The sequence below is a fragment of the Sphingobacteriales bacterium genome (assembly GCA_016719635.1).
GTDB lineage: Bacteria > Bacteroidota > Bacteroidia > Chitinophagales > JADIYW01 > JADJSS01.
On record JADJYT010000002.1, the window covers coordinates 495,039 to 519,027 of the forward strand.

A 23,989-nucleotide genomic window follows, 5' to 3' on the forward strand; every position below is an offset into this window, starting at 1 on the left:
TTTACGGAAAATACAAAAAAAATGCAGGCCTGTAAGCCGGGTTCTGTGAACCTCTACCATTTATCTGGGACAACCATTACTGATTGCCTCTATCCATCTACCCTCCAACATCCGGCGAGCAGCCGTCAGGCGTTGGTTTACGTGATGTTTCAGCGTTTGGGGTTTACCTGAGCTATGCATTGCTGCAAAGCGTTTTTCACCTTAGAGATTCTGAAACAAATCAGAATACAATGATATTTTCTGTGGCACTTTCCTGACATTACTGCCAACGGGCGTTACCCGTCAAACTGCTCTGTGCTGCCCGGACTTTCCTCCCCGATATGATCGAAGCGGTAGAGCAGCCTGCAGTACAAAGATAGTACATATTTATATTTCTCCGTCGAAATGATTTTATATTCTATATAGCGCTCAAAATTTAGCTGTAACAGCCAGAAGCTGCTGCTTTTTGCGCTGTGACACAGGCACCTCATCGCTGTTCGTCATAATCAAGCTGCAGTCATCTGTTTTATAGAACCGGGAAACTCTACGGATAGGAAGTTCATTGTCAATTATTAAAGCTCTCATTGGTGTGGATTTAAAGGTAAAACAACTTCCACACAGATACCTTTTTCATTACGGCTTTTTCTTATTTAGAAGGATACATCCGATTTGTGTTTTTTATTTAATAGCAACAAACTGTCTTTTATAATTTGAATTGCTCTTGAAGAATATTCTTATGATTTTCTGTCCGACTTATAACCTGAGCCATTATCCATTATATCAATGCGTAGGCGATTGTGTTCTTTAAATATTTTTCAATTCTCATTAGTCATATCAAAGGCATGTTCGGTGGAGTTTTCAATAAATGGCTGAATTATCATGGCAGGAATATAGGTTTCATTCTCTTCGATATTTCCATCTGTCCGTTTGGGATATTCAAACTTATCGGGATAACACAGTTACTGTATCTCGAGATAATTATTCAGGTAGTCTGTTTCCTGCTCTATGGTATTCATTTCCTTGTACGTACTTTCCAATATCTCTCTCATTATTTTGGCATATTTAGAAAGATAGCCGGCGATTTTAGAATATTTATTTTCCTGTAACGAATTTAAGGTATTGAAATAATCGCCCTGCAATTTGGCAAGTTCATTTATCCGTTGTGAAATAAAGGCAACGCTAAGTGGATTATTTTCCTGTTTCGCATAGGTTAGTGCAGAGTCGGCATATTGAACAGCTTTTTTTGTAATCCTTCAGTTCAGAATAAACGTCACACTTCTTGGTGAATATGGAAAACAAGTGCCTGAAATCTTTATTTCTGTTTAAAAATAGCAATCCGCTGTCACAAAGATTCAACAATGCCTGGTAGTTGTTTTCGGTATATGCAACTCCTGCTAATACACTATATGTCTGAGCCGTTTCTAATTTAAGATTTGCTTTTGGGCAGTTTCTGCATCCGTCATTTTATTCAATGTCAGCTGCAACTGCAACCTGTTGGATAATACTATTTGTTTACAGGATGTGGTCGCAACGGCTATCTTTCTCAATATGGAATCCATCTTTTCATATTCTTTCGGCTATAGAGTTCGTCAATTTCTTTCAGTTGTTTCTCTCCGGACAAGCATTTACAGGCGTGTGTTCCGAAAAAAGGCTATGACTCTGTAGAAGCAACTGAAAAACAACTGAAACAAATTCCTCAACCGTATTATAAATAATTCTTTTTTTAAGATACCCTAAACACCACATACTGTGTCATCACTTATTAAAAAAACTCCGGCACTTATTAATCATCTCCGTCAATTCCGGTTTTTCGGGTCTAACTTTAGCTTAAGCATTAAAGAAATCCAATAAACCCAACGCGATATCAACTCTTTAATGTACTATTTAAACACAGTAGCATAAAATTCTAATTATGAAGAAGATTATACTTCTTATCGGCGCATGGTGCATGGCAGTACCGGCTATTTCAGAAGAAATACCATGCGGGACAGTTTGTAGTCCTGAGTATGCTCAGCAAATGAAAAAATCAATTCCTGAATTTGAAGAATTTAAATCTTCCTTTGAAAGAAACATGTCACCTACCGGCAGGATTATGGCGGGATTGAAGAAGAACAGTATTCCAATCAAGATTCACATTGTAAGAAACAATAGTGGGTTTACGGCCCTGGATACTTCATTCATTCGAAAGGGAATCAATTATATCAACAAACAGTTTCTGAATTCAGGTCTGGAATTTTATGTTTGCGGTTCCTATAATTACATCAATAATTCCATATTTTACAATCTAAATAACTCAGAGTACAGTCCGCTAAACAATACTTTCGGCATCGCCAATGTAATAAACTTATATATGGTAGATACCTTAACAATTGGGGGCTCAAATGCACAAGGGGTGGCTCCGACACCTGGAGGCGGACTTTGGATAATGATAAAGAACAATTCAGACACGACTGTTTATGCTCATGAAATGGGCCACTTCTTTGGATTGCTGCACACACATGGATATTCTAATATAGTCATGACAAATGAATTTGTTGACGGTTCTAATTGCCATGACGCGGGAGATTTTATATGTGATACACCTGCAGATCCGAGATTAGCGCCTGAGGTAAACGATAATCCGCGTGTAAATAGCCAATGTCAGTATTATGCAGGATTTAGAGATGGTCATAATCAGCTATACACCCCGGATGTCTCTAATATCATGAGCTATGCACCCCATAGATGCGTAGCTCATTTTTCAAACGACCAGCTGGCTTACATGAACTGGGTCTATATCAATCGCCGGTACAACCTCACTTGCAGTTCCGTTAATGTGAATTTTAACAACACAACCACACAGTCCTGTGACAGTCCGTATGTATATCATTTCCAGAATCAGTCTGTCGGAGTAAGCGATTATCAGTGGGACGTGAATGATGACGGAACAACAGATTACACCTCCGCCAATCCAGATCACACTTATACATCCCCGGGGGTAAAATGGGTGTCCTTGTCAGCAACCAGCGGTGGTAAAACATTTATGCGTTATAAACCTATAGACTTTATTGTGCCAAATAAAGTGCCGAGACTGGACGACTTTAACAATAGTTCTTCATTACCGAATGGATGGAAATTATTTAATCCGGATTGGGGAAGAAGCTGGGAACTGGCGCAAATCATGGGACCAAACGGCAGACTGTCCAATTCCCTGCGGTTCAGAAATTATAACTTTCTGGCCTATGAAAGCGAAGATGCCGTAGTAACAAATGCATATGACCTGCGTAATTTCAAGAATGCACGTATCACGTTCGACGTGGCTTATGCGCCGCATAACAATACAGACACACTTTTAGTCTATGCATCTACAGATTGCGGCAATTCTTACCCGTACCTGATACAGAAATTATACGGCTCATCACTTCAAACTCACCCAAAACAGTTTCAGGAATTTATTCCGACGGAAGACGACTGGAAAAATGTGGTTGTTTCTTTAAATACGTATGTTAATAATTTTATCAGTTTTAAGATAGTTAATTACAATAAGGGCGGCAACAATGTATATATTGACAATATCCGGGTAGAAGGCGGAGACAGCACTCTCGGCGAGATAGGATTCGCAAGAACGTTACTAACTACTTCAGAAAACAGCAGCAGTGGACAACTTAATTGTCGGGGTTTTAGGGTTGTTTCGGTGCCGGTGTTTATTGCATCGGCACCTACTGCTGCCATTACTGTAAATATTACAGCAACCGGAACTGCAGAAAACATACATGATTATGAATTGATGACTAGCCAGGTTATTTTCCCATCAGGACAAACGGCATTTAAGACTGTTAACGTTAAAATATTCGACGATGCGGCTGCAGAAGGGCTAGAAAATATAATCCTGAGTTTAAGCATACAGGGCAATACAACTTACAAAACCACCAACAGGAACAGAACGTCCACCATCTCCATTTCCGACAATGATACCGCCAATCCAGAACAGAAGATGTATTCTTCTGTATTGCTGAGTGAGAATTTTAATAATATGACATCTGATGCGCCTGCTGGCTGGACTATAATCGCTACATTTTCTCAATCATATACGCAATGGATGAGTAGCTCCTATTGGGCGTTTTGGATATATGATCCTGAAACACACAGTAACTCAGTTTCTGTTGACAGTACCAATTACATGATGGTCCCAACTACATATTCCGGGGCCAATAATGAAACCACCTATTTAATTACTCCATCTCTTAATTTAACAGCATATGACTCTGTTGTCATTGACTTTGACCATGTCTTAAGCCCTTATATGCCTTATAATGGTGATATTGTAGTAGATCTATGGAATGGTAATTCATGGATAAATAAGTATACACATACTACACTGCAGGGAAAGATAGGAGAAGTAAATATGCCTGAACATTTGACTGTATCTGCAACAGATTTTAACAACATGGATTTTAAAGTTCGTTTTGGAGTGGTTAATGAAACAAACAGTAATTTTTACATACTGGATAATGTGAAAATTACAGGCTTTAAAACGAAAGCCAGGATTGCTACTGCCTTGAATTCATCATCAACGGTATATTTAGGACCGAATCAGCTTGTTAATTTTTATGATAGCGGCACGGGGAATATCATCGCGACCATACAAAACCAGTCCACGTGGAATTATGGATGTACAACGGTTAGTATTAACAGGAACGGTAATGGAGTATCTCCGTATCTGGACTTAGATCCGGTATATTATGCTACACATAAGACACTGCTGATTACTCCCGAATTTAATAATCCGAATGGTATGTATGATATTACCTTGTATTACAACAAACCCGAAATAGATGGCTGGACAGGCGGAACAGGGAATCCATTATCAGAAATAGGTATGGTCAAATCAGGCGGTGCAATTGCAAATGTTTCACCCGGCAATCCATATGCAAACGGAACGACTAACTATGCTGCGACCAATGTTTTCAACCAGTCATACCTTACAGGTGATTATAAAATTTCTGGAAGATTTACTCAGGGGTTTTCAGGATTCGCATTGGCTAAAACAACTTCAAATAACTTGTTGCCTGTTGTTCTTACACAATCGATACAGGCAGTTTATGTGAAAGATACAGGCAATCTAATCAGTTGGACAACGGCACAAGAGTATAATTGCGACTTTTTTGAAATACAGCATTCAACCGATGGTAAAAAGTTCAGCAACATCCACAAACTAGACGGACAAGGAAACTCAATTATCCCGCATGAATATAATTTTACAGACGTGAATTATAGTTCCGGCCGAAATTACTACCGATACCATCAGGTTGATTATGGCGGAAAATCCACCTACTCTGATATGGTAATGGTCAATAACAGTGGATATGAGATAATTGCTTTTGAAGTATTTCCCAACCCTGTTGAAGAACAGCTAAATCTTATCTTTCAGGAGTGAAAAATCCGGCTGACATATGTATTATTTCGTCATCCGGTCAGGAAGTAAAGAAAATAACCATAACCGATGAAGAAATCTACACATTGAATGTCAGCGATCTCAACAAAGGATTATACTTTATAAAACGGGTAGGAGACAACACCGTACAGATCAAACCTTTTATTAAATTATAACAACAGCTATTCAAATACCATCACATTTACGCCTTCTGAGCCGGATTTCCAGTTGGCAGCCTTTAATATCCTGCCATTAAACGTCATAACAACCGACTGTGGTGAAATGGTAGGGAAATAGATATCTGCACCTTTTAAAAACGGAAAAGATGAAAAAGAAGCTAACGAAAACAAGTCTGTATTTTTATTCTTATTGTCATCGTATGCAAACAATGCTATAGTTGTATTTTCTTTTGAGCAGAATTTATTAATTGACAATACATTACCGTCGAGCACCAGCGCATCCCGTCCTGCTACCGCTGCCTGACTGGCACCAAAGAATGCCGTTACTCCCAAGCGGTCATCCTTGGGCAAAGACGAAAGAAACAATCCGGCGATACTCAAGCCTGTCGGAAATGTCCTAAGATAGACCAATTTATCACTTCGCTTAAACGGTTCTCTGTAGTAATGCACCTTTCGGCTGCCCGTTACATCATCATATACCACAAATTCATAGTATGCATTCTTATCCGCCCGATAAGGGCCCCAGAACCCTTTAGCATCTGTCTTGAAAACTGCATCCGGCACTGAATTAATCCTAAATCCGGTGGCTGGGTCAACTTTGTAAATTTCTACGTTCGTATTCGCCAGAAATTTATTTTCACCAAAAGACCCGGATTTACCGGACAGTATGACATCATTTTCCTCTGTATATTCCAGGTTAGCTGGCGAAGCGCCATCGTTGAAAAACTTATACATCGCCACAAATGTTTCTTTTGAAGTTGCGACCTCATAATGATCTTTGTCCGTCTGTTTCACATTGGTTCCGCCATTTACATCTTTGCCGCCGGAGGCTATAAAATCAAAGGAGGAATAGATATTTAAAATAGGTGTACTATCCTGCCTGTCCGGAGGAAAACCCGCAAGTAATACGAGGTGTTTTATTTTATTCCGATGACGGCTGGTATAATCCTGCACTACCCTCGTTCCTGCACTGTGTCCTACCAAATCGACCTGTGACTTTCCCGTCTTTGCCAAGACTGAATCTACAAATTTATTGAGATTCCCCACGTTGTCTGCACTGAAATCCAGTGTATTCCAGTCAAACACATACAAATCCGCCAAGCTGTAACCGTTAGAGGTAAATCGTTTGACCTGTTTCTCGTAAGTATCCCCGGAAGCCAGAAAACCATGTAAAAACACCACCGGCGTATGCGCCGTAGGCACCGGCTCCGTTATAGTTTGATTGCTATCTGAATTTTCTTTGGAGCAAGAAAAGAGGAGAAACAGTGCGATGAATGGCAAGAAACACTTAGTCATAGATTTTGTTTTATTCATAAATGAAAATTACAATAAATTGTTCAATCTACATACAATACCAGCCCTTTCAGGTACGAACTTTCCGGGTGGAAGATATTGACGGGATGGTCAGCCGGTTGTGAGAGATAGTGTAAAATCTTCACATTACGTCCGGCCTCTATGGCGGCACTCATAACGGTGGCATAAAACAACTCCTTATCGACCACCTGGGAGCAGGAAAAGGTAAATATAAATCCACCTTTATTTACTTTTTTAAGCCCTTCCGTATTCAGACGTTTATAAGCCTGCACGGCATTATGACGCTTATTGATGGATTTGGCAAAAGCAGGCGGGTCTAAAATTATGATATCGTAGTTTTCTTCATTTGTTTTAAAATAATCGAATACATCTTTACAAACAGACACATGCTCTATTTCAGGAGAGTTGATATTAAGTGCAACGTTCTTATCGACCAATTCCATTGCCGTTTTGGAAACATCCACCGATACTACTTTATTAGCATGGTGATTAAGGGCATAGACGGAAAAACCACCGCTGTAGCAATATGTATTAAGCACGGTTTTGCCGCTACAATATGCCGCCAGCAAATTCCGGTTATCCCGCTGGTCGAGAAAGAAACCCGTTTTTTGTCCGGTTACCACGTCAATCAGAAATTTACTGTCATTTTCTAGTGCCGTGATTTCTTTATGTTCACCGAGTAAAAAGGAATTACGGACAGACTCGGCATATTCCTTAGGCAGATTTTCCCTGCTCTTATCAAAAATTGTATCCACAAAAGGCAGCGTCTGCTGTATCGCATTTCTTATCTCCTGAATAGCATGGTGCATCCCCACCGAATGACATTGTATAACGGCGGTGGTATCATACACATCGATGATTAACCCAGGCAGGTTATCTCCTTCTGCATGCACCAACCGAAAACAATTCGTATGCACATTTCCAATCAACCCGAGGCTACTCCTTAATAAAAACGCCTGCTGTATCTTCTGATTCCAGAAATCCTGGCTAATCGGTTGTTGAACAAAGGACAGGATTTTCACGGCAATGCTGCCGTGAAAAAAATGTCCGGTACAAAGATATTTCTTCTTGGCATCGTATACCTCCACGATGGCTCCGTCCGGCAGTCCGGCATCAAAGGAATATAGTGCACCAGAAAATATCCAGGGATGGAACCGCTGAACGGAACGTTCTTTTTCTTTCTTTAATATTATTTGGGGATAATCAGGCATATCATCTGTCTGCAAAGGTAAAAAAGTAAACCGGCAATGTGCAAAAACGATTTTTTCTGTCGATTTGGAAATTAATCGAACGTTCTTTGGAGGATGATATAAGTGGAGTCAAATTCATTCTTTTCATCTTTCGGAACAAACTCCTTATGTTTGACCACCCAGTTGGAATCGTCGTAGTCAAAATGCGTATCTCCTTCGATTTCCGTATGCACAATGGTGAGGTGTATCTTATTCGCCAGTGGCAATGTCTGACGGTAAATTTCGCCGCCACCTACCACAAAGATTTCATCCTGCTGTTGCTTTGCTGCATAAACAATGGCTTCATTAATGGTTGGAAAAACAAGGCAGTTTTCAAAGGCACTCCTAAAATTACTGGAAATGATTAAGGAAGTACGGTTCGGCAAAGGGTTACCAATGGATTCAAATGTTTTCCGGCCCATCACTATAAAATGGCCGGTTGTAATATTTTTAAAGCGTTTCAAATCGGAGGACAGCTTCCAAAGCAACCGGTTGTCCTTGCCGATGACTCCGTTTTCTGCTGCCGCTACTATGATGGAAATATTCATGATGGATGTTTGGTTGACAGTCCACGGTCAACCGATTTATTGAAGATAAAAAATAAACAGCTGGCTGTGGACGGACAACTGCGGACAGATAAATTACACTGCGACTTCACCTTTGATGTGTGGATGAGCCTGATAATTTATGAGTTCAAAATCTTCATATTTAAAATCAAAGATGGATGCAGCCTCCGGATTTATTTTCAGCTGCGGCAATGCATAAGGTGTACGACTCAACTGTGTTTTTACCTGTTCGACATGGTTGCTGTAAATATGCGCGTCGCCAAATGTATGCACAAAATCGCCCACACCAAAACCGCACACCTGCGCAATCATCATTGTCAACAACGCGTAAGAGGCGATATTAAACGGTACTCCTAAAAAGGCATCTGCGCTTCGCTGATACAACTGACAACTTAACACCCCCCTTTGTCCCCCCTTAAGGGGGGAAGAAAGGGGGGTGACATAAAACTGGAAAAGCGAATGACAAGGCGGCAACGTCATATCTTCGATATCCGCCACATTCCAGGCCGATATGATATGCCGGCGCGAGTCCGGATTGTTTTTCAAATTTTGAATCAGATGAGCCAGCTGGTCAATTTCACCTCCTTTGCCATCCGGCCAGTGCCGCCACTGATGGCCATACACAGGTCCGAGTTCTCCAAATTGACCGGCAAAATTATCATCATTGGCAATTTTTTCTGCAAATTCTTTCATCGTTTCCCCCCGACATGCAACACTTTTCTGATACTTTGCATAGGGCCAGTCATTCCAGATATTACAGCCATTTTTACACAAATACTGTATGTTTGTATCACCGGCAATAAACCAAAGCAACTCATGAACAATTGACTTCAGATGTAATTTTTTGGTGGTTACCAATGGAAACCCATCGTTCAGATTAAACCGCATCTGATAACCGAAAACACTGACGGTACCGGTGCCGGTGCGGTCGCTTTTGTAAGTGCCGTTGTCTAAAATATGCTGTAGAAACTGCTGGTATTGTTGCATAGCGTAAAAATAAGAAAGCCCGGTTATTCTTCCCAAAAACGATATAAACATTCCTGAAAACACTGTTAGACATTGAATTTTAAAATAAATTAACATCAAAATTCCCGTTTTGGACTATTCTGACATTCACCTATTCCATAATTCCCCAATTAATCCTTATCTTTGCGGACTTATGTTTTTAAGAAAATCACTTATTCTTTTATTGATCACCATCGTTTTAGCTTCCTGCAGCCGTAAGTATGATAAAATATTCAAAGGCAACGACCTGGAGGCTAAAATAAAGGAAGCTGATGCACAGTACGCCAAAAAGAAGTATGAGAAAGCTATTCCATTATATGAACAGTTGTTAACCATCTTAAAGGGCCAGAAGAGTGTGGATGAAATCTATTACAAATACGCCAATGCCCATTTTTTAAACGGCAACTATGAGTTAGGTGCATTTTATCTGCGCAGTTTTTACAACACTTACCCTGCCAGTGAACATGCTGAGCAGGCGGCTTTTGATGAAGCTGTCTGCTATTTCAAACAATCCCCGCGCTATTCATTAGAACAGGTAAATACCCAAAAAGCCATTGAAACCTTCCAGGAATTTGTCAATAAATATCCTAAAAGCACTAAAATGCAGCAGGCAAACGACAAAATTGATGAATTAAGAGCCAAATTGCGTAAAAAAGCCTACGAAAGTGCTTATCTTTACTTCAAGATTGGTCAGTACAATGCCGCTGCTGTTGCTTTAGGCAATTTCCTGAAAGAATATCCGGAATATGAAAATCCGGAGAGAATTAACTTCCTAATTGTCAAAGCATTGAAAAAATACGCGGACGGAAGTTATAAAAACAAGCAGGAGGAACGATTAAAGGAGGAAGCAAAAGCATTCGAAGCATTTAAGGCCAAATATCCGCAAAGTAAATACTTACCGGAACTGGAAAAAATGCAGGCATCCGTCAAAAAACGAATTATTAAAAAGTAGAAATATGTCCAACATTAAAAAAGAAGAAGGCAAAACGGTTTCAGCTTATATTGAAACCAGAAACTTAGACGAGTTAGCTTCTAAGACCGGCAATCTTTACAAATCCATAAACGTAATCAGTGCACGTTCTTCTCAGATGAATGCCAAATTGAAAGAGGAGCTGCACCGTAAACTGGAAGAATTTGCTTCAGCCACTGACAACCTGGAAGAGGTGTTTGAAAACCGTGAACAAATTGAAATTTCCCGCTATTACGAAAAATTACCGAAGACCACGATTACGGCATTACAGGAATTCCTGAACGACGAAACGTATTTCAGAGATAAAGACAAATAGTTCATGCTCAACGGCAGAAAAATACTCGTTGCCGTATGCGGAAGCATAGCTGCCTATAAAGCAGCCTATCTCATCAGACTTTTAATAAAGGAAGGCGCCTCCGTTCGTGTGGTGATGACTCCTTCTGCCGCTCAATTTATTTCCCCGCTCACATTAGCCACCCTTTCCAAGCACGAATGCTATGTGGATTACACCAATAAGGGTAAAACCAATTGGAACAACCATGTGGATTTGGCACTTTGGGCAGACCTTCTGGTGGTAGCACCTGCTTCTGCCGGCACCATCTCTAAAATGGCGAATGGGTTATGCGACAACCTGCTGATAGGCGTTTATATGTCGGCACGCTGCCCTGTATTTATAGCTCCTGCGATGGATGAAGATATGTGGAAGCATGTATCTACCAAAGCCAATATTCAAAAACTGCAGTCTTTCGGCAACAAGGTCATTTCGGTGAATTCCGGGGAGCTGGCTAGCGGATTATTTGGCGAAGGCAGAATGGCAGAACCGGAGCAAATCGTTGAACAGCTGGGAAATGCCATCCGTCATTCCTATTTGGCAACTCCTTCCAAACTGAATGGCAAGAAGATATTGATTACAGCCGGGCCCACTTACGAAGCGCTGGACCCGGTTCGTTTTATCGGCAACCATTCCAGCGGAAAAATGGGGATAGCACTGGCGGAAGCCGCCTATAATCTTGGTGCGGAGGTTTACCTCGTCCTGGGCCCGTCAAAACTGAACGTAAAAGAGGGCATAAAAGTCACCCGTGTTTTCTCGGCCAATGAGATGTATGCCGCCTGTAAGAAACAATTTGCCGCTTCCGATATCTGTATCTTTGCGGCGGCTGTCGCTGACTACACCCCTAAAACGGTTTCCAGCCGGAAGATAAAAAAATCAGACGCCGAATTTTCCATTACATTGAAAAAGAATGTGGATATTGCATATGAATTCGGTAAAATCAAAAAAGAGAACCAATTATCTGTCGGCTTCGCATTAGAAACCAACAATGAGCTGAAACATGCCAAATTAAAGTTGAACAGGAAAAATTTTGATATCGTCGTGTTAAATTCCCTGAATGACAAAGGCGCCGGTTTTCAATTTAACACCAACAAGATTTCCATTGTGAATCGTAACAATAAAATCACTAAATTCGAGTTAAAGAACAAAGAAGCGGTAGCGGATGATATTTTGAAATCCATTGAAGACTTATTGAAATGACAAACACTAAAAACATCTTATCTGCTAAATTGTATTGGAGTTCAAAACACTGTTCTCTATTTCTATTCTTCCTTATCACTACCTGTTTCCTTCCCCTTGCGAATGCACAGGAATTGAATTGCACGGTCGCTATTAACGCCCCTAAGAACCAGAATGTAGATCCGCAAGTATTTAAAAACATGGAGGCATTCATTCGGGAATTTTTAAACGGCAGAAAATGGACGAACGACAACTATAAAGAAACAGAACGCATCAAATGCAATCTTATCATCAATATAGGGGAAATACCTACCGAAGGGGAATATAAAGCAAGTGCCATTATACAGTCTCAACGTCCGGTATACAATTCAAATTACAATACCATGCTCCTGAACCTGCAGGATAAAACCTTTGATTTCAATTATGCGGACCTGCAAACGCTGGATTATAACGACAATGGTTATGTGACCCACTTAACCTCCCTGCTTGCTTACTATGCGTATTTGATCATTGGTTATGACTATGAGTCTTTCAGTAAAGACGGTGGTATGCCCTATTTTCAGAAAGCCCTGACCGTTTGCAACAATGTGCCTGCACCAGAAAAATCCAAATACAAGGGTTGGAGCCAGTTTGATGCCGGTGGCATAATTTCAGGTGTTATCAACAGATTCGTCATGGTAGATGCCCTGCTGAATCCAAGATACAAAGAGTTTAGGTCTGCCTTATATTCCTATCACAGAAACGGGCTGGACAGAATGTACACAGATGCTTCTCAGGGGCGAAGCGCCATCACCTCTTGTCTTACCCTGCTTCAACCCATCAATGTTGACAACCCAAGTCTTCAGCCTTTACGCAATTTCTTTATTGCCAAAAATGCCGAGCTGATTAACATCTATTCGAAAAGCGATATGTCTGAACGGGCAATTGCCAGTCAGCTTTTATCCGCATTAGACCCCATCAACTCCGACAAGTATAAGCAAATAGGCAAGAAATAGATTCCCTTCCTGATTTTTTACTTCCTACTATTTTGTAAATTTGTTCCGTGCTGCAATCACTTTCCATAAAAAATTACGCCATCATTGAACAGGTTGATATCACGTTTGACAAAAACCTGAACATCATTACCGGCGAAACAGGTGCGGGCAAATCTATCCTGTTAGGTGCCATGAACCTGATATTAGGAAAGCGGGCAGACAGTTCCGTCTTAAGAAATACAGAAGAAAAATGCCTGGTGGAAGCGAGCTTCCTTATCAAAGGTTATCCCCTAAAAAATTACTTTGACGAAAATGACCTGGAGTACGAGGATGAAACCATCATCCGCAGGGAAATAAATCCGAATGGCAAATCACGGGCATTCATCAATGACACGCCTGTAACACTGGATGTATTGAAAGACCTGACTGAAAAACTCGTAGACATTCATGCGCAGGGCGAAACCCAAAACCTGCTCGATAAATTTTTCTTCTGTGAAATACTGGATGAATTAAGCAAACAGACTGCCGTAGTAAAAGAATACCAGTTAGCCTATTTTTCCTATAAACATAAACGGCAACGACTGCACCAGCTGCAGGAAGAACAAGGCAGGCTGCAAAAAGAGTACGATTTCATTTCATTTCAGCTGAACGAACTGACAGAAGCTAATCTGAATGAAGAAGAATATGCAGGCATTGAGAGTGAATTGGGGTTACTGCAAAATGCAGAAGTGATAAAACGCAACCTGGCGGAAGCCTATAACCTGATTGACGGCAATGAATTTGCAGCTTTAAGCCAGTTGCTGCAGGCGAACAAACAAATCAGCCAGCTGACTGGTTTTCACGATGTATTGCTGGAAATGCACGACAAACTTTCCGCCATTACGGATGATTTAAAAAGCATATCACGGCAAATCACGAACATCGCAGATGCTACGGAATACCATGAGGAACGCGTCATCGAACTGACGGAAAAACAGAGTACCGTCAATAAACTCCTACAAAAGCACCATGTGAGCGAAGTAAAGGAATTGCTGCACATCCAACACGAATTACAGCTAAAAGCAGCTAACTATTCCAACTCAGGTGAAGAGATGGTCAGGCTGGAGAAAGAAATCAGTCAAACCCGAAAATCGCTTTTGGAAACGGCTCAACGTATTTCGAAAAACAGGAGTGAGAAAATAAAAACGGTTGAAAGCAAAGTATCCAATCTGCTGGTGGATTTGGGCATGCCGTTCGGATTTATCGTCTTGTCGCAAAAAATGCCGGATGCGGAAAAACTGAACGCCTATGGTATTGACGAAATCCGATTATTGTTCTCTGCCAATAAAGGCTCGCAGCCGCAACCGCTGGATGAAGTGGGCAGCGGCGGAGAAAAATCCAGGCTGATGCTGGCAGTAAAAAGCCTGGTGGCGGAAACCATTACTTTGCCCACCCTGATATTTGATGAAATCGATACGGGTATTTCCGGAGAGGTGGCCAATAAGGTAGGAACGATTTTAAAAGAACTTGGCAAGAAGCATCAGGTGATTTCCATCACCCATTTACCGCAGGTGGCCGCTAAAGCGGACAAGCATCTGTTCGTTTATAAAAACCACGAGAAAGCGAAAACCAATACTGAAATCAGAACGCTGGACAGCACCGAACGCCTCCACGAAATTGCCGTAATGCTCAGTGGCAACAACCCGCCAAAAGAAGCGCTGGAAAATGCGAAACGGTTGCTGGCTGATTAATCAGTTTCATGTCTATTACAGATTCACCAGATATTATTTCTGAAAAAAATCAAAACAATTTCTTATTTTGATGTCAGTTGTCTTTCATCGACTTTATCCAAATGAAAAACGGTTTATCCAGAAGAAACTTCATTCGGCTTTCAGCTTTAGGAGGCATGGTATCAGCATTACCTTTAAATGGCTGCATCAAATCAAATCTGTCAGCAAACGATTATCATTATGATGCCATCGTGATCGGTTCGGGATTTGGTGGTGCTGTCGCCGCGCTTAGATTATGCGAATCGGGCGTAAGAACCCTGGTGCTGGAAATGGGCAAACAGTATACGGTCCAGCCGGACAGCAATGTTTTCTCACCCAACTTTCCGGCAAATAAATTTTCTACATGGCTCAGGAGCACCACTGAATTACCTTTTGGGCCCAACCTGCCTTTCAGCGGAACGTACGTAGGTGTTTTAGACAGAATGGAATATCCCAACATGCACGTTTACCGCAATATCTGTCTGGGTGGCGGTTCCATCTCCAATGGAGGTGTTCTGCTCGAACCCAGGGAAGATCATTTCAGTTCGTTCATGTTCGACCAAATCAATTACGGGGAACTGAAACAGAAGTATTTTCCATTGGTTAGAAATATGCTGCGTGCTTCCAAAATGCCCGATGATTTATTCAACTCTTCCTATTATATTTTTGCGCAGGTGGCCAAAAGGCATGCAATTCAGGCAGGCTTTGAAATCATTCATGCCGATTCATTTTATGATTTTGATATCTGGCGAAGAGAGGCCTTAAACCAAATCAAAAAATCAGCCTTGAACGGTGAGTTATTATACGGAAACAACAACGGAATTAAGAATTCACTTGAAAGAAATTATCTGGCACAGGCAACAGCTACCGGCAACCTGACTATCCAAACACTGACCAAAGCAAACAGCATCCGGAAAAACGGAAAGGGCCTGTTCGAGATGGAAGCGACACAAATAAACGAACTGGGCCAGGAGACGGCTTACACGATTTTAACTTCCAACTATTTATTTGTATGTGCAGGAAGCATCGGTACATCTGAATTATTGGTAAAGGCAAGAGACACCGGTACACTGCCGGATTTAAATGAGGAAGTAGGAAAAGACTGGGGCCCTAATGGAAACTCCTTCGCCATGCGCAGTCAGCTGAGGGAATCCACCGGAAATATGCATTGCAGTCCACCAACATTATCCGTTGCAGATTACGCTAACCCAATCGCTCCATTGACCGCCATGCAGGACATTTTTCCGCTTGGAATAGATTTAAAGACCTTGCTGATGGTGGGTCAGCCTTACAGCGAAACCAAAGGTACTTTTGTATACGATGCGGTCAAAAATACGGTTCAGCTGCAATGGCCGGCGAATGGATTGGATCAGGCGAACGAGGCCATGAAACAATTTATCGACAAGATGAATACCGTCAACGGAGGCGTTTTAGACAGGACATTCATTCCGTCCGGTGTTTCCAAAGGATTTACATATCATCCATTGGGTGGCGCTGTTTTAGGAAAAGCTTCTGATTTGTTTGGAAGGGTAAAAGGGTATAAAAATCTTTATGCCCTTGACGGCTCCATGCTCCCCGGCAATTGTGCATTAGTCAATCCGACATTAACCATTACGGCTTTAGCCGAACGGAATATGGAAAAAATAATACAGGAAGATTTTAACTAATATTCTGGTTCTAATTGCCCTGCAATTAACCAAAAAATACATAACAAACGAGTATACTGAGCACAATGCTCACCAACTCCGCAAACAGACTCGTTGCCACCACATAGCGTGTTTTCTTGATGGCCACTGCACCGAAATATACAGCCAGTACATAAAAGGTGGTATCGTGACTGCCGTTAAAGATTCCGGCGAGCCGTCCGGCAAAGCTATCTGCACCAAGGCCGCCTTCCGTCACCGGTTTGATCATATCCACCATCAAGCCACGCGCACCGCTGCCGCTGAACGGTTTCATGATGGCGACCGGCAATGCGTCGACAAACCGGGTATCAAATCCAAAAACATGGAACGCAGAAGCGATGCCATGCGTTATCATTTCCATACCGCCACAGGCCCTGAAAACACCAATCCCAACCAGCATCGCCACCAGATACGGAATGATTTTCACCGCCACCTCAAAGCCTTCTTTCGCACCGTCAATAAAAGATTCATATACATTCACATTTTTAAAGAATGCCATGGAGATAAAAATGATAATGACAGAAAAATATGATCAACCCTCCTATGATATTACTCGCCACTTCCATAATTTCTTTTGAGAAGGTGCTGAACAAGTAAGTCAGTCCGGCAATAAAAACTATAATTCCCAAAATCCAGGCAGTTAGAACGGCATCCCATTTTATTTTCTGGATAAATGTGCAGAGTATCAATCCGGAAATCATACCACCATAAGTGGAAATCAGCAATGGCAGAAAAATATCAGTAGGATTGACAGCTCCGGCTGTTGCCCGGAAAGCAATGATACTGACAGGTATAATGGTAAAACCGGCCGTGTTCAGTGTCAGGAACATGATCATTGCATTCGACGCCTGATCCTTATTCGGGTTGATGTCGTGCAATTCTTTCATGGCCTTCAGTCCTAACGGGGTGGCAGCATTATCCAGCCCCAGCATATTGGCCGAATAATTCATCAGGATGCTTCCCATGGCAGGATGGTCTTTTGGAATCTCCGGAAACAGACGGCTGAAAAAGGGGCTGATTAATTTGGAAAAGATACGGATGGCGCCACCTTTCTCTCCAACCTTCATGATACCCAGCCAGAAACACATGACGCCGGTAAGTCCGAGTGAAATCTCAAAAGCTGTTTTAGATGAATCCGTAATGGCATTTACGGCAGCGGAGATGACAGCCGTATCGCCCAAAAAGATAAGCTTGAACAAGACGATGATAAAAGATAAAATGAAGAACAGGATCCAGATATAATTTAAAACCATACGATAGACTTATACTATACAATGTACGAATTTAATTAGCTAATTAGCCACTTAATCAATAAATTTGCCGCGTGTCTAAGAAATACGAACTGCCGGAAATAGTGAACAGGAAAGCGAAGTTCAATTACGAATTTATCGAATCGTATAAAGCCGGAATGGTGCTGACAGGAACGGAAATAAAATCCATCAAGGAGGGTAAGGTAAATTTAGGCGACAGTTTCTGTTACTTCCGTCAGGGTGAATTATGGATAAAGAACCTCCACATCTCTGAATATAAAAACGGCAGCTATGCGAACCATGAACCGATGCGCCTGCGCAAGTTATTACTGACCAAAAAAGAAATTGGGAAACTGGAAGGTACAATAAAAGAGAAAGGATTGACCATTATTCCTTACAAAATCTTCTTCAATGAAAGAGGCCTGGCAAAGATAGAAATCGCCCTGGCGCGCGGTAAGAAGAGTTTTGACAAACGCGAGTCCATTAAGGAGCGGGATTCTCAAAAAGAGATACAGCGGATAAAGAAGGCAGCCCATTATAAATAATTAAGTTCCGGACTATTCGTCCGAAACTCATTTTCATTTTAATTTGAACATTCCCCTGCCAAACTATAGCAATATCCGCCCCTGTTAAATACGATAGATCATTAAAGTTTAAAGTACTAATTCAACTCAGCCTCTAATTCCGCCCTGTGGAATACTAAAATACTCATGCAGCAGAAAAGTACCACAATGGAAGCGGCGAACATCAGGCCACCATCACCCATAATGTTGATTTCCCCCATTGTCAGGTGCATACAAATAGCTCCAAACATCATCAGAGCACCTAAAATGGCACCTCTCCATGCGGTTCTGGGAACCAGTAACAAGACAATGGCAACGACCTCCAGGATAGCTACAACATAACGTCCTGCAGATTCCATACCGATACGCTGAAAAATGTATACTACTTCCGGCGTACCTGCGAATTTAGTATATGCGGTAAATCCAAAAATGGCCGCAACAATCAATCGGGTTCCTATGTCCAGAATTTTGATATTGTTTTTCATAGACAAAGATTTTATTGTCATTAAGTTATAACATTTGCCAGACTTGTCAACGATTCATGAGTATCCGGCAAGAATCAATTAGTATTCGGTTGAAAAAAGGAAGTATTTGGTAAAAGGGAGTGCGGAAAATGGAGAAATTTCTGTCTAATAACAGAAAAACCAAGAGAAATACGATAAAAATGAGAAATATTGCGCGAAAAGACTATTCTGCTATGCCTTCTGTCAGAACAGAAACGCTGTTTTTCAGAACTTCTACAACACCGCTTTTTAATTTAAATTCCTGTTTGCCGGAGTTTGTCTTAATCTTTACCGTTCCTTCCACGATAGAAGCAATCATAGGTGCATGATTATTCAGGATTTCAAATTTACCATCGGTACCACACAACTGCACAGATTCGGCTTCGCCTGTAAATACCTTTTGTTCCGGTGTCAGTATGTTTAATTGCATATTGTTTATTTGAGAGGTAAGAGCTTAGCAGTAAGGAATTCTCAAACTCCTTACTGCTGTACAACTTTTTAATTATTTTGCTTCAGACAATAATTTTTTACCTTTTTCTATAGCATCGTCAATGGTACCTACTAAGTTGAATGCCGCTTCCGGATATTCATCCACTTTTCCTTCCATAATCATCTCGAAACCACGCAGAGTCTCTTCGATAGGGACAAAAACGCCTTTCAAGCCGGTAAACTGCTCTGCCACATGGAATGGCTGAGACAAGAACCGCTGAACACGACGAGCGCGGTGAACCACCAGTTTATCTTCTTCAGACAATTCATCCATACCAAGGATGGCAATGATATCCTGTAATTCCTTATACCGTTGTAAAATCATTTTTACCCGTTGAGCCACACCGTAATGTCTTTCGCCGATTACCTGAGGATCCAGGATTCTCGAAGTGGAATCCAGCGGATCCACCGCAGGATAAATACCCAACTCAGCGATCTTACGGCTCAATACCGTGGTCGCATCCAAGTGAGCAAATGTAGTTGCCGGAGCCGGGTCCGTTAAGTCATCCGCCGGTACATATACCGCCTGTACAGAGGTAATGGAACCGGACTTGGTAGAGGTAATACGTTCCTGCATCAAACCCATCTCGGTAGAGAGTGTCGGCTGGTAACCTACCGCTGAAGGCATACGTCCTAATAACGCAGACACTTCAGAACCCGCCTGAGTGAAACGGAAGATATTATCTACGAAAAATAAGATATCGCGTCCTTTGCCATCACCGTCACCATCACGGAACTGCTCCGCAATCGTCAATCCGGACAATGCCACGCGCGCACGTGCTCCGGGAGGCTCGTTCATCTGGCCGAACACCAAGGTTGCTTTGGATTCCAGCAAAGCTGTTTTATCAACAACGGACAAGTCCCAGTCACCCTTTTCCATAGAGTGTTTGAAAGCCTCACCGTACTTAATTACATCTGATTCCAGGAACTCGCGCAACAGGTCATTTCCTTCACGCGTTCTTTCACCCACACCGGCAAATACGGATAACCCGCCATGTCCTTTGGCAATATTATTCACCAACTCCATGATTAATACCGTCTTACCTACACCGGCACCACCGAACAAACCGATTTTACCACCTTTTGCATAAGGCTCTATCAGGTCAATCACTTTGATACCGGTTAATAATACTTCTTTAGAAGTAGCCAGGTCTTCGTATTTCGGAGGTTTCCTGTGTATGGGATATCCGCCTACCTTGCTCACTTCACCGATACCATCGATAGCGGTGCCGATAACATTAAACAATCGTCCTTTGATGGCATCACCGGCCGGCATTGTAATCTGGCTGCCTGTATCGGTTACTTCAGCACCACGCGTCAAACCTTCGGTTGCATCCATCGCCACACAACGAACGCTGTCTTCCCCTAAATGCTGCTGGCATTCCAGCACCACTTCAGAACCATCGTCTTTTTTTACGATCAATGCGTTTAATATTTTTGGAAGAGCAATTCCCTCTCCGCTGAAAGACACGTCCACTACAGGACCGATGATTTGAGTTATTTTACCTACGCTTGCCATAGAATATATTGCTAATGTGATTTAAAAATTCGGTGCAAAAATACGTTTAAGTACCTGCTTTACAAAATTGAATTGCCAAAGTTGTCCACAAATAAAGATTTGGTAATTTTTGACTGAGAATGACCTTGTTATATAGCTTTTTTGAAAATTAAATTGTAAATTCGTTAAATGAGCGAGTGTCTGAAATACCTGTCCGTTCTGTTAATTTCATGGATTGTACTACCACATTCGTTTGGAAATGAACGGATACGATGCTCCACGATGGATGTTTTCATCAGAAAAGCGGCCGGCAATCCCGAAGTTATAAGGCAAAGGGAACAACTGGAGCAGGAAACCGCACAATGGATCAACCAATCCTCCGCCAACAAACCTGGTTCCATAGCCAGTTTAGTGACGATTCCGGTTGTTGTGCATGTCGTTTACAACACCCCAGACCAAAACATTTCAGCTGCACAGATTCAATCACAGATTGAACGCTTAAACAAAGACTACCGGAATCTGAATACCGATAAATTATCCTCCGGCCATCCGTTTTTCAGCCTGGCATCAGATGCCCAGGTTGAGTTTTGCCTGGCAAAATCTGACCCGAATGGAAACGCTACGACCGGAATAACACGTACGCCTACCACAAGAACTGAATTTTCTGATGACGATAGTGTGAAATTTAGCAACAAAAGGGGTGAAAATGCCTGGAATTCCACCCAATACCTGAATATGTGGGTTTGCAAAATGGACGGCAATACCCTCGGGTATGCACAGTTGCCTGATGACCTTGCCCTTTTCGGTGAAACCGACGGGGTTGTTATAGATTTTGAAGCATTCGGCACGATTGGAACAGCAAAATCCCCGTTTAATCTCGGCAGAACCGCCACACATGAAGTAGGACACTGGCTGAACTTAAGGCATATCTGGGGGGATGATGAAGGCACCGGAAGCAAATGTTCCGGTACGGATAACGTTACTGACACTCCGAATCAGGAAATTGCCACCACCGGATGCCCGCTGGGCGAAATGACCGATGCCTGTACCGCCGCTTCTCCCGGTATCATGTTTCAAAACTATATGGACTATACCGATGATGCCTGTATGGTGATGTTCACGACCAAACAGGTAGATCGTATGCAGGCTATTTTAAGCAGCACCCGATCGGCTATTGTTACTTCTAATAAATGCCTGAGCAGCGGCGTCGTTCGTCCATGGACGGATAAACTCAGAATTTACCCGAATCCGGTGGAAAATTATTTGACCATAGAAGGATTGCCTTCCACAAAATCCAGAATTTTCTATATTGATTTCCATAACGTTTTAGGCGAGATAGTGTATTCCACTACCTTTTCTGCAGCACAGAATATGTTGGAAATGCAGCATTTTGAAAAAGGCACGTATATCATGACGGTTTACAACGAGGAATTTTCATCTACACAAAAGCTGACGGTTGTAAAATAATCACCACTTATCCTTTTCTTCAGATAATTTTTTAAACAATAGTTTCCTGGCGCGGTACAGCTGGATCTTAATCGTACCTACCGGAATGCCCAATTCGGCTGAAATCTCCTCATAATTATATTCTTTAAAATAGCGCAGCTGGATGACCCGTGAAAATATCTCGTCCATCTCATTTACAGCCTTTTGTAACTTATCCTGCCGCTGCGATTTTATCAAATCCATTTCAGGGTCATTAGCAGTACTGAATCTAATATTATCCGTAATGGATATGTCCTGCTGGTCCAGGGAAACCTTATCAATACTTTTCCTTCGCAAAAAATCAATACTGGTGTTCGATGCAATTTTAAACAACCAGGTAGAGAAAGCATATTCTGGGGAATACTGATACAGCCTGTCGAAAGCTTTGGCAAACGTCTCAATGGTGAGGTCTTCGGCATCCTCGGACGATTTTACTATTTTTAAAATGATGTGGAAAATGGAATTCCTGTACTTCTCCAGAAGAGCCGTATACGCCCTTTGATCGCCGGATTTGGCAGCAGCGAGCAATTCATCATCAATGGCATTATGGCTTTTTATTACCATTTGCTTGTGGGGCTAATCCTGCTTATCAGTCCTAAAGAAGTAACTGTGACGCTATAGATACAATCATAGATACCCGCCAGATACCATCTTGAATTCAAGTGCAGCCTTCTGTTCAAAAAAAAATTATACAGTATCGTCATGGAAAAATAAACAGCAAAGATTAAAAACGCGTACCCGGTAATTATTGTTTCATTCTCGATAAACAATAATGCGATTACTGAAAAAACAAGGAGGCAATAAACACCCATTTTAGTAAACCAATATGCGCCCAACAGCATCCTGTCAAATGGCTTGTAGAGTGCTCCGCTCTGATAGTGCCGTATTTTCTGTTTCATCCAATCCGGCCAGTTATCCTCAGCATCGCTTACGGTATAACTGTTCAATGACAGGCAAACCGTTGTATTCCGTGCATTTGCCATTGTCTGTATGGTCAAATCGTCATCACCGGATGCAATGGACAATTCTTTTTCCGTCCAGATTTTTTTCTTTATTAAGACCGCGTCATACGCCACGTTTCGCCCCACACTCATATAAGGATTGCCCAGCAGTGCCCATCCAAGGTATTGTAATGCGGTTTGGGCTGTTTCATATTCTGTCAGTCCGTTTAAAAAACCCCTTTTCTTCTTATACGGCGAAATTCCTAAAACAATTTTATGCTGCTCATCAACCCTTGCCGCCATCTCCGAAATCCAGCTTTCACTCAGCGGACGGCAGTCGGCATCCGTCAGCAAGACCACTTCGTTTTTAGCCTGTTCCACCCCTTTCTGTAAAGCATATTTCTTACCCAATCCCACCTTTTCTTCTTTGGTCAGGTGAATTAATTTCAGCCGTACATCTTTTATTCCCAACTGAGCTGTAGTATCATCAGAGCCATCATCCACGACTATGACTTCATAATCGGGATACTTTTGCTGTAAGATAAGCGGTAGATTTTTCCGTAGATTTTCCGCTTCATTTTTTGCACAGATGACAACAGAAACAGACTTTGGGGATGAAAGGGTTAGCGGGTTCGCTGTTCGGTTAAGACTCAAAACAACCAGCAGTACCAACTGGTAAATTATTTGA

At 41.8% G+C, this 23,989-nt stretch carries 22 protein-coding genes, 1 other RNA gene and 1 pseudogene; 10 read left to right on the plus strand and 14 right to left on the minus strand.

Annotated elements, in window-relative coordinates; translation table 11 throughout:
- Positions 1-16: 16 nt before the first annotated feature.
- The 4 genes from rnpB to IPM95_06345 form a co-directional block, all read right to left on the minus strand.
- Positions 17-349: RNase P RNA component class A (rnpB, locus tag IPM95_06330), an RNA gene on the minus strand.
- Between the two features lie 59 nt (positions 350-408).
- Positions 409-564, minus strand: coding sequence for a hypothetical protein (locus IPM95_06335; GenBank protein ID MBK9328927.1), 156 nt, complete (start codon positions 562-564; stop codon positions 409-411).
- A gap of 374 nt (positions 565-938) precedes the next feature.
- Positions 939-1,118 carry a histidine kinase gene (locus IPM95_06340; GenBank protein MBK9328928.1) on the minus strand — a complete coding sequence of 60 codons (180 nt, stop codon included), beginning with the start codon at positions 1,116-1,118 and terminating at the stop codon, positions 939-941.
- 282 nt (positions 1,119-1,400) lie between these two features.
- The gene (locus tag IPM95_06345) at positions 1,401-1,538 is read right to left on the minus strand and encodes a hypothetical protein (protein MBK9328929.1); all 138 of its coding nucleotides are present in this window, start codon (positions 1,536-1,538) and stop codon (positions 1,401-1,403) included.
- Between the two features lie 353 nt (positions 1,539-1,891).
- Here IPM95_06345 and IPM95_06350 point away from each other — a divergent pair, with 353 nt between their 5' ends.
- Both IPM95_06350 and IPM95_06355 read left to right on the plus strand, forming a co-directional pair.
- Positions 1,892-5,395, plus strand: coding sequence for a hypothetical protein (locus IPM95_06350; protein ID MBK9328930.1), 3,504 nt, complete (start codon positions 1,892-1,894; stop codon positions 5,393-5,395).
- Positions 5,392-5,568 (plus strand): T9SS type A sorting domain-containing protein, encoded by a 177-nt coding sequence (locus IPM95_06355; protein MBK9328931.1) that lies wholly within the window; start codon positions 5,392-5,394, stop codon positions 5,566-5,568. Before IPM95_06350 ends, IPM95_06355 begins: the two co-directional genes overlap by 4 nt.
- A 6-nt stretch (positions 5,569-5,574) precedes the next feature.
- Here IPM95_06355 and IPM95_06360 read toward each other — a convergent pair whose 3' ends face one another.
- The 4 genes from IPM95_06360 to thyA all read right to left on the minus strand — a co-directional run bounded on the left by IPM95_06360 (position 5,575) and on the right by thyA (position 9,667).
- Entirely contained in the window at positions 5,575-6,867 is a 1,293-nt protein-coding gene (locus IPM95_06360) for an alpha/beta fold hydrolase (GenBank protein MBK9328932.1), read from the minus strand.
- A gap of 41 nt (positions 6,868-6,908) precedes the next feature.
- Entirely contained in the window at positions 6,909-8,096 is a 1,188-nt protein-coding gene (locus tag IPM95_06365; protein MBK9328933.1) for a class I SAM-dependent rRNA methyltransferase, read from the minus strand.
- Between the two features lie 71 nt (positions 8,097-8,167).
- Positions 8,168-8,662: a dihydrofolate reductase gene (locus tag IPM95_06370; GenBank protein ID MBK9328934.1), complete on the minus strand. Its 495-nt coding sequence runs from the start codon at positions 8,660-8,662 to the stop codon at positions 8,168-8,170.
- Between the two features lie 93 nt (positions 8,663-8,755).
- The gene (thyA, locus tag IPM95_06375; GenBank protein ID MBK9328935.1) at positions 8,756-9,667 is read right to left on the minus strand and encodes a thymidylate synthase; all 912 of its coding nucleotides are present in this window, start codon (positions 9,665-9,667) and stop codon (positions 8,756-8,758) included.
- A 172-nt stretch (positions 9,668-9,839) separates the two neighbouring features.
- Here thyA and bamD point away from each other — a divergent pair, with 172 nt between their 5' ends.
- The 6 genes from bamD to IPM95_06405 all read left to right on the plus strand — a co-directional run bounded on the left by bamD (position 9,840) and on the right by IPM95_06405 (position 16,554).
- Positions 9,840-10,637: an outer membrane protein assembly factor BamD gene (gene bamD, locus IPM95_06380; GenBank protein ID MBK9328936.1), complete on the plus strand. Its 798-nt coding sequence runs from the start codon at positions 9,840-9,842 to the stop codon at positions 10,635-10,637.
- Between the two features lie 4 nt (positions 10,638-10,641).
- Positions 10,642-10,971 (plus strand): hypothetical protein, encoded by a 330-nt coding sequence (locus IPM95_06385; protein ID MBK9328937.1) that lies wholly within the window; start codon positions 10,642-10,644, stop codon positions 10,969-10,971.
- A gap of 3 nt (positions 10,972-10,974) precedes the next feature.
- Positions 10,975-12,186, plus strand: coding sequence for a bifunctional phosphopantothenoylcysteine decarboxylase/phosphopantothenate--cysteine ligase CoaBC (gene coaBC / locus IPM95_06390; GenBank protein ID MBK9328938.1), 1,212 nt, complete (start codon positions 10,975-10,977; stop codon positions 12,184-12,186).
- A complete protein-coding gene (locus IPM95_06395) occupies positions 12,183-13,160 on the plus strand; it encodes a DUF4835 family protein (protein ID MBK9328939.1) in 978 nt (325 codons plus the stop codon). The genes coaBC and IPM95_06395 overlap by 4 nt, the downstream gene beginning before the upstream one ends.
- Before the next feature lie 47 nt (positions 13,161-13,207).
- Positions 13,208-14,869, plus strand: coding sequence for a DNA repair protein RecN (gene recN / locus IPM95_06400; GenBank protein ID MBK9328940.1), 1,662 nt, complete (start codon positions 13,208-13,210; stop codon positions 14,867-14,869).
- 101 nt (positions 14,870-14,970) lie between these two features.
- The gene (locus tag IPM95_06405; protein MBK9328941.1) at positions 14,971-16,554 is read left to right on the plus strand and encodes a GMC family oxidoreductase; all 1,584 of its coding nucleotides are present in this window, start codon (positions 14,971-14,973) and stop codon (positions 16,552-16,554) included.
- 25 nt (positions 16,555-16,579) lie between these two features.
- On the opposite strand, the pseudogene IPM95_06410 reads toward IPM95_06405, so the two are convergent.
- Positions 16,580-17,825, minus strand: a pseudogene (locus IPM95_06410) (hypothetical protein).
- 62 nt (positions 17,826-17,887) lie between these two features.
- Between IPM95_06410 and smpB the strand changes: the two are divergent.
- Positions 17,888-18,367 (plus strand): SsrA-binding protein SmpB, encoded by a 480-nt coding sequence (gene smpB, locus IPM95_06415; protein MBK9328942.1) that lies wholly within the window; start codon positions 17,888-17,890, stop codon positions 18,365-18,367.
- 116 nt (positions 18,368-18,483) lie between these two features.
- Here smpB and IPM95_06420 read toward each other — a convergent pair whose 3' ends face one another.
- The 3 genes from IPM95_06420 to IPM95_06430 form a co-directional block, all read right to left on the minus strand.
- A complete protein-coding gene (locus IPM95_06420; GenBank protein ID MBK9328943.1) occupies positions 18,484-18,870 on the minus strand; it encodes a DoxX family protein in 387 nt (128 codons plus the stop codon).
- A 202-nt stretch (positions 18,871-19,072) separates the two neighbouring features.
- On the minus strand, positions 19,073-19,318 hold the full coding sequence (gene atpC / locus IPM95_06425) for an ATP synthase F1 subunit epsilon (protein ID MBK9328944.1): 246 nt from the start codon (positions 19,316-19,318) through the stop codon (positions 19,073-19,075).
- A 72-nt stretch (positions 19,319-19,390) separates the two neighbouring features.
- Positions 19,391-20,896: a F0F1 ATP synthase subunit beta gene (locus IPM95_06430; protein MBK9328945.1), complete on the minus strand. Its 1,506-nt coding sequence runs from the start codon at positions 20,894-20,896 to the stop codon at positions 19,391-19,393.
- A 168-nt stretch (positions 20,897-21,064) separates the two neighbouring features.
- Here IPM95_06430 and IPM95_06435 point away from each other — a divergent pair, with 168 nt between their 5' ends.
- Entirely contained in the window at positions 21,065-22,342 is a 1,278-nt protein-coding gene (locus IPM95_06435; protein ID MBK9328946.1) for a T9SS type A sorting domain-containing protein, read from the plus strand.
- Here IPM95_06435 and IPM95_06440 read toward each other — a convergent pair whose 3' ends face one another.
- Together IPM95_06440 and IPM95_06445 are read right to left on the minus strand one after the other, a co-directional pair.
- Entirely contained in the window at positions 22,343-22,924 is a 582-nt protein-coding gene (locus tag IPM95_06440; protein ID MBK9328947.1) for an RNA polymerase sigma factor, read from the minus strand. It abuts the gene before it with no gap.
- Positions 22,918-23,973, minus strand: coding sequence for a glycosyltransferase (locus IPM95_06445; protein ID MBK9328948.1), 1,056 nt, complete (start codon positions 23,971-23,973; stop codon positions 22,918-22,920). Before IPM95_06445 ends, IPM95_06440 begins: the two co-directional genes overlap by 7 nt.
- Positions 23,974-23,989: the final 16 nt, after the last annotated feature.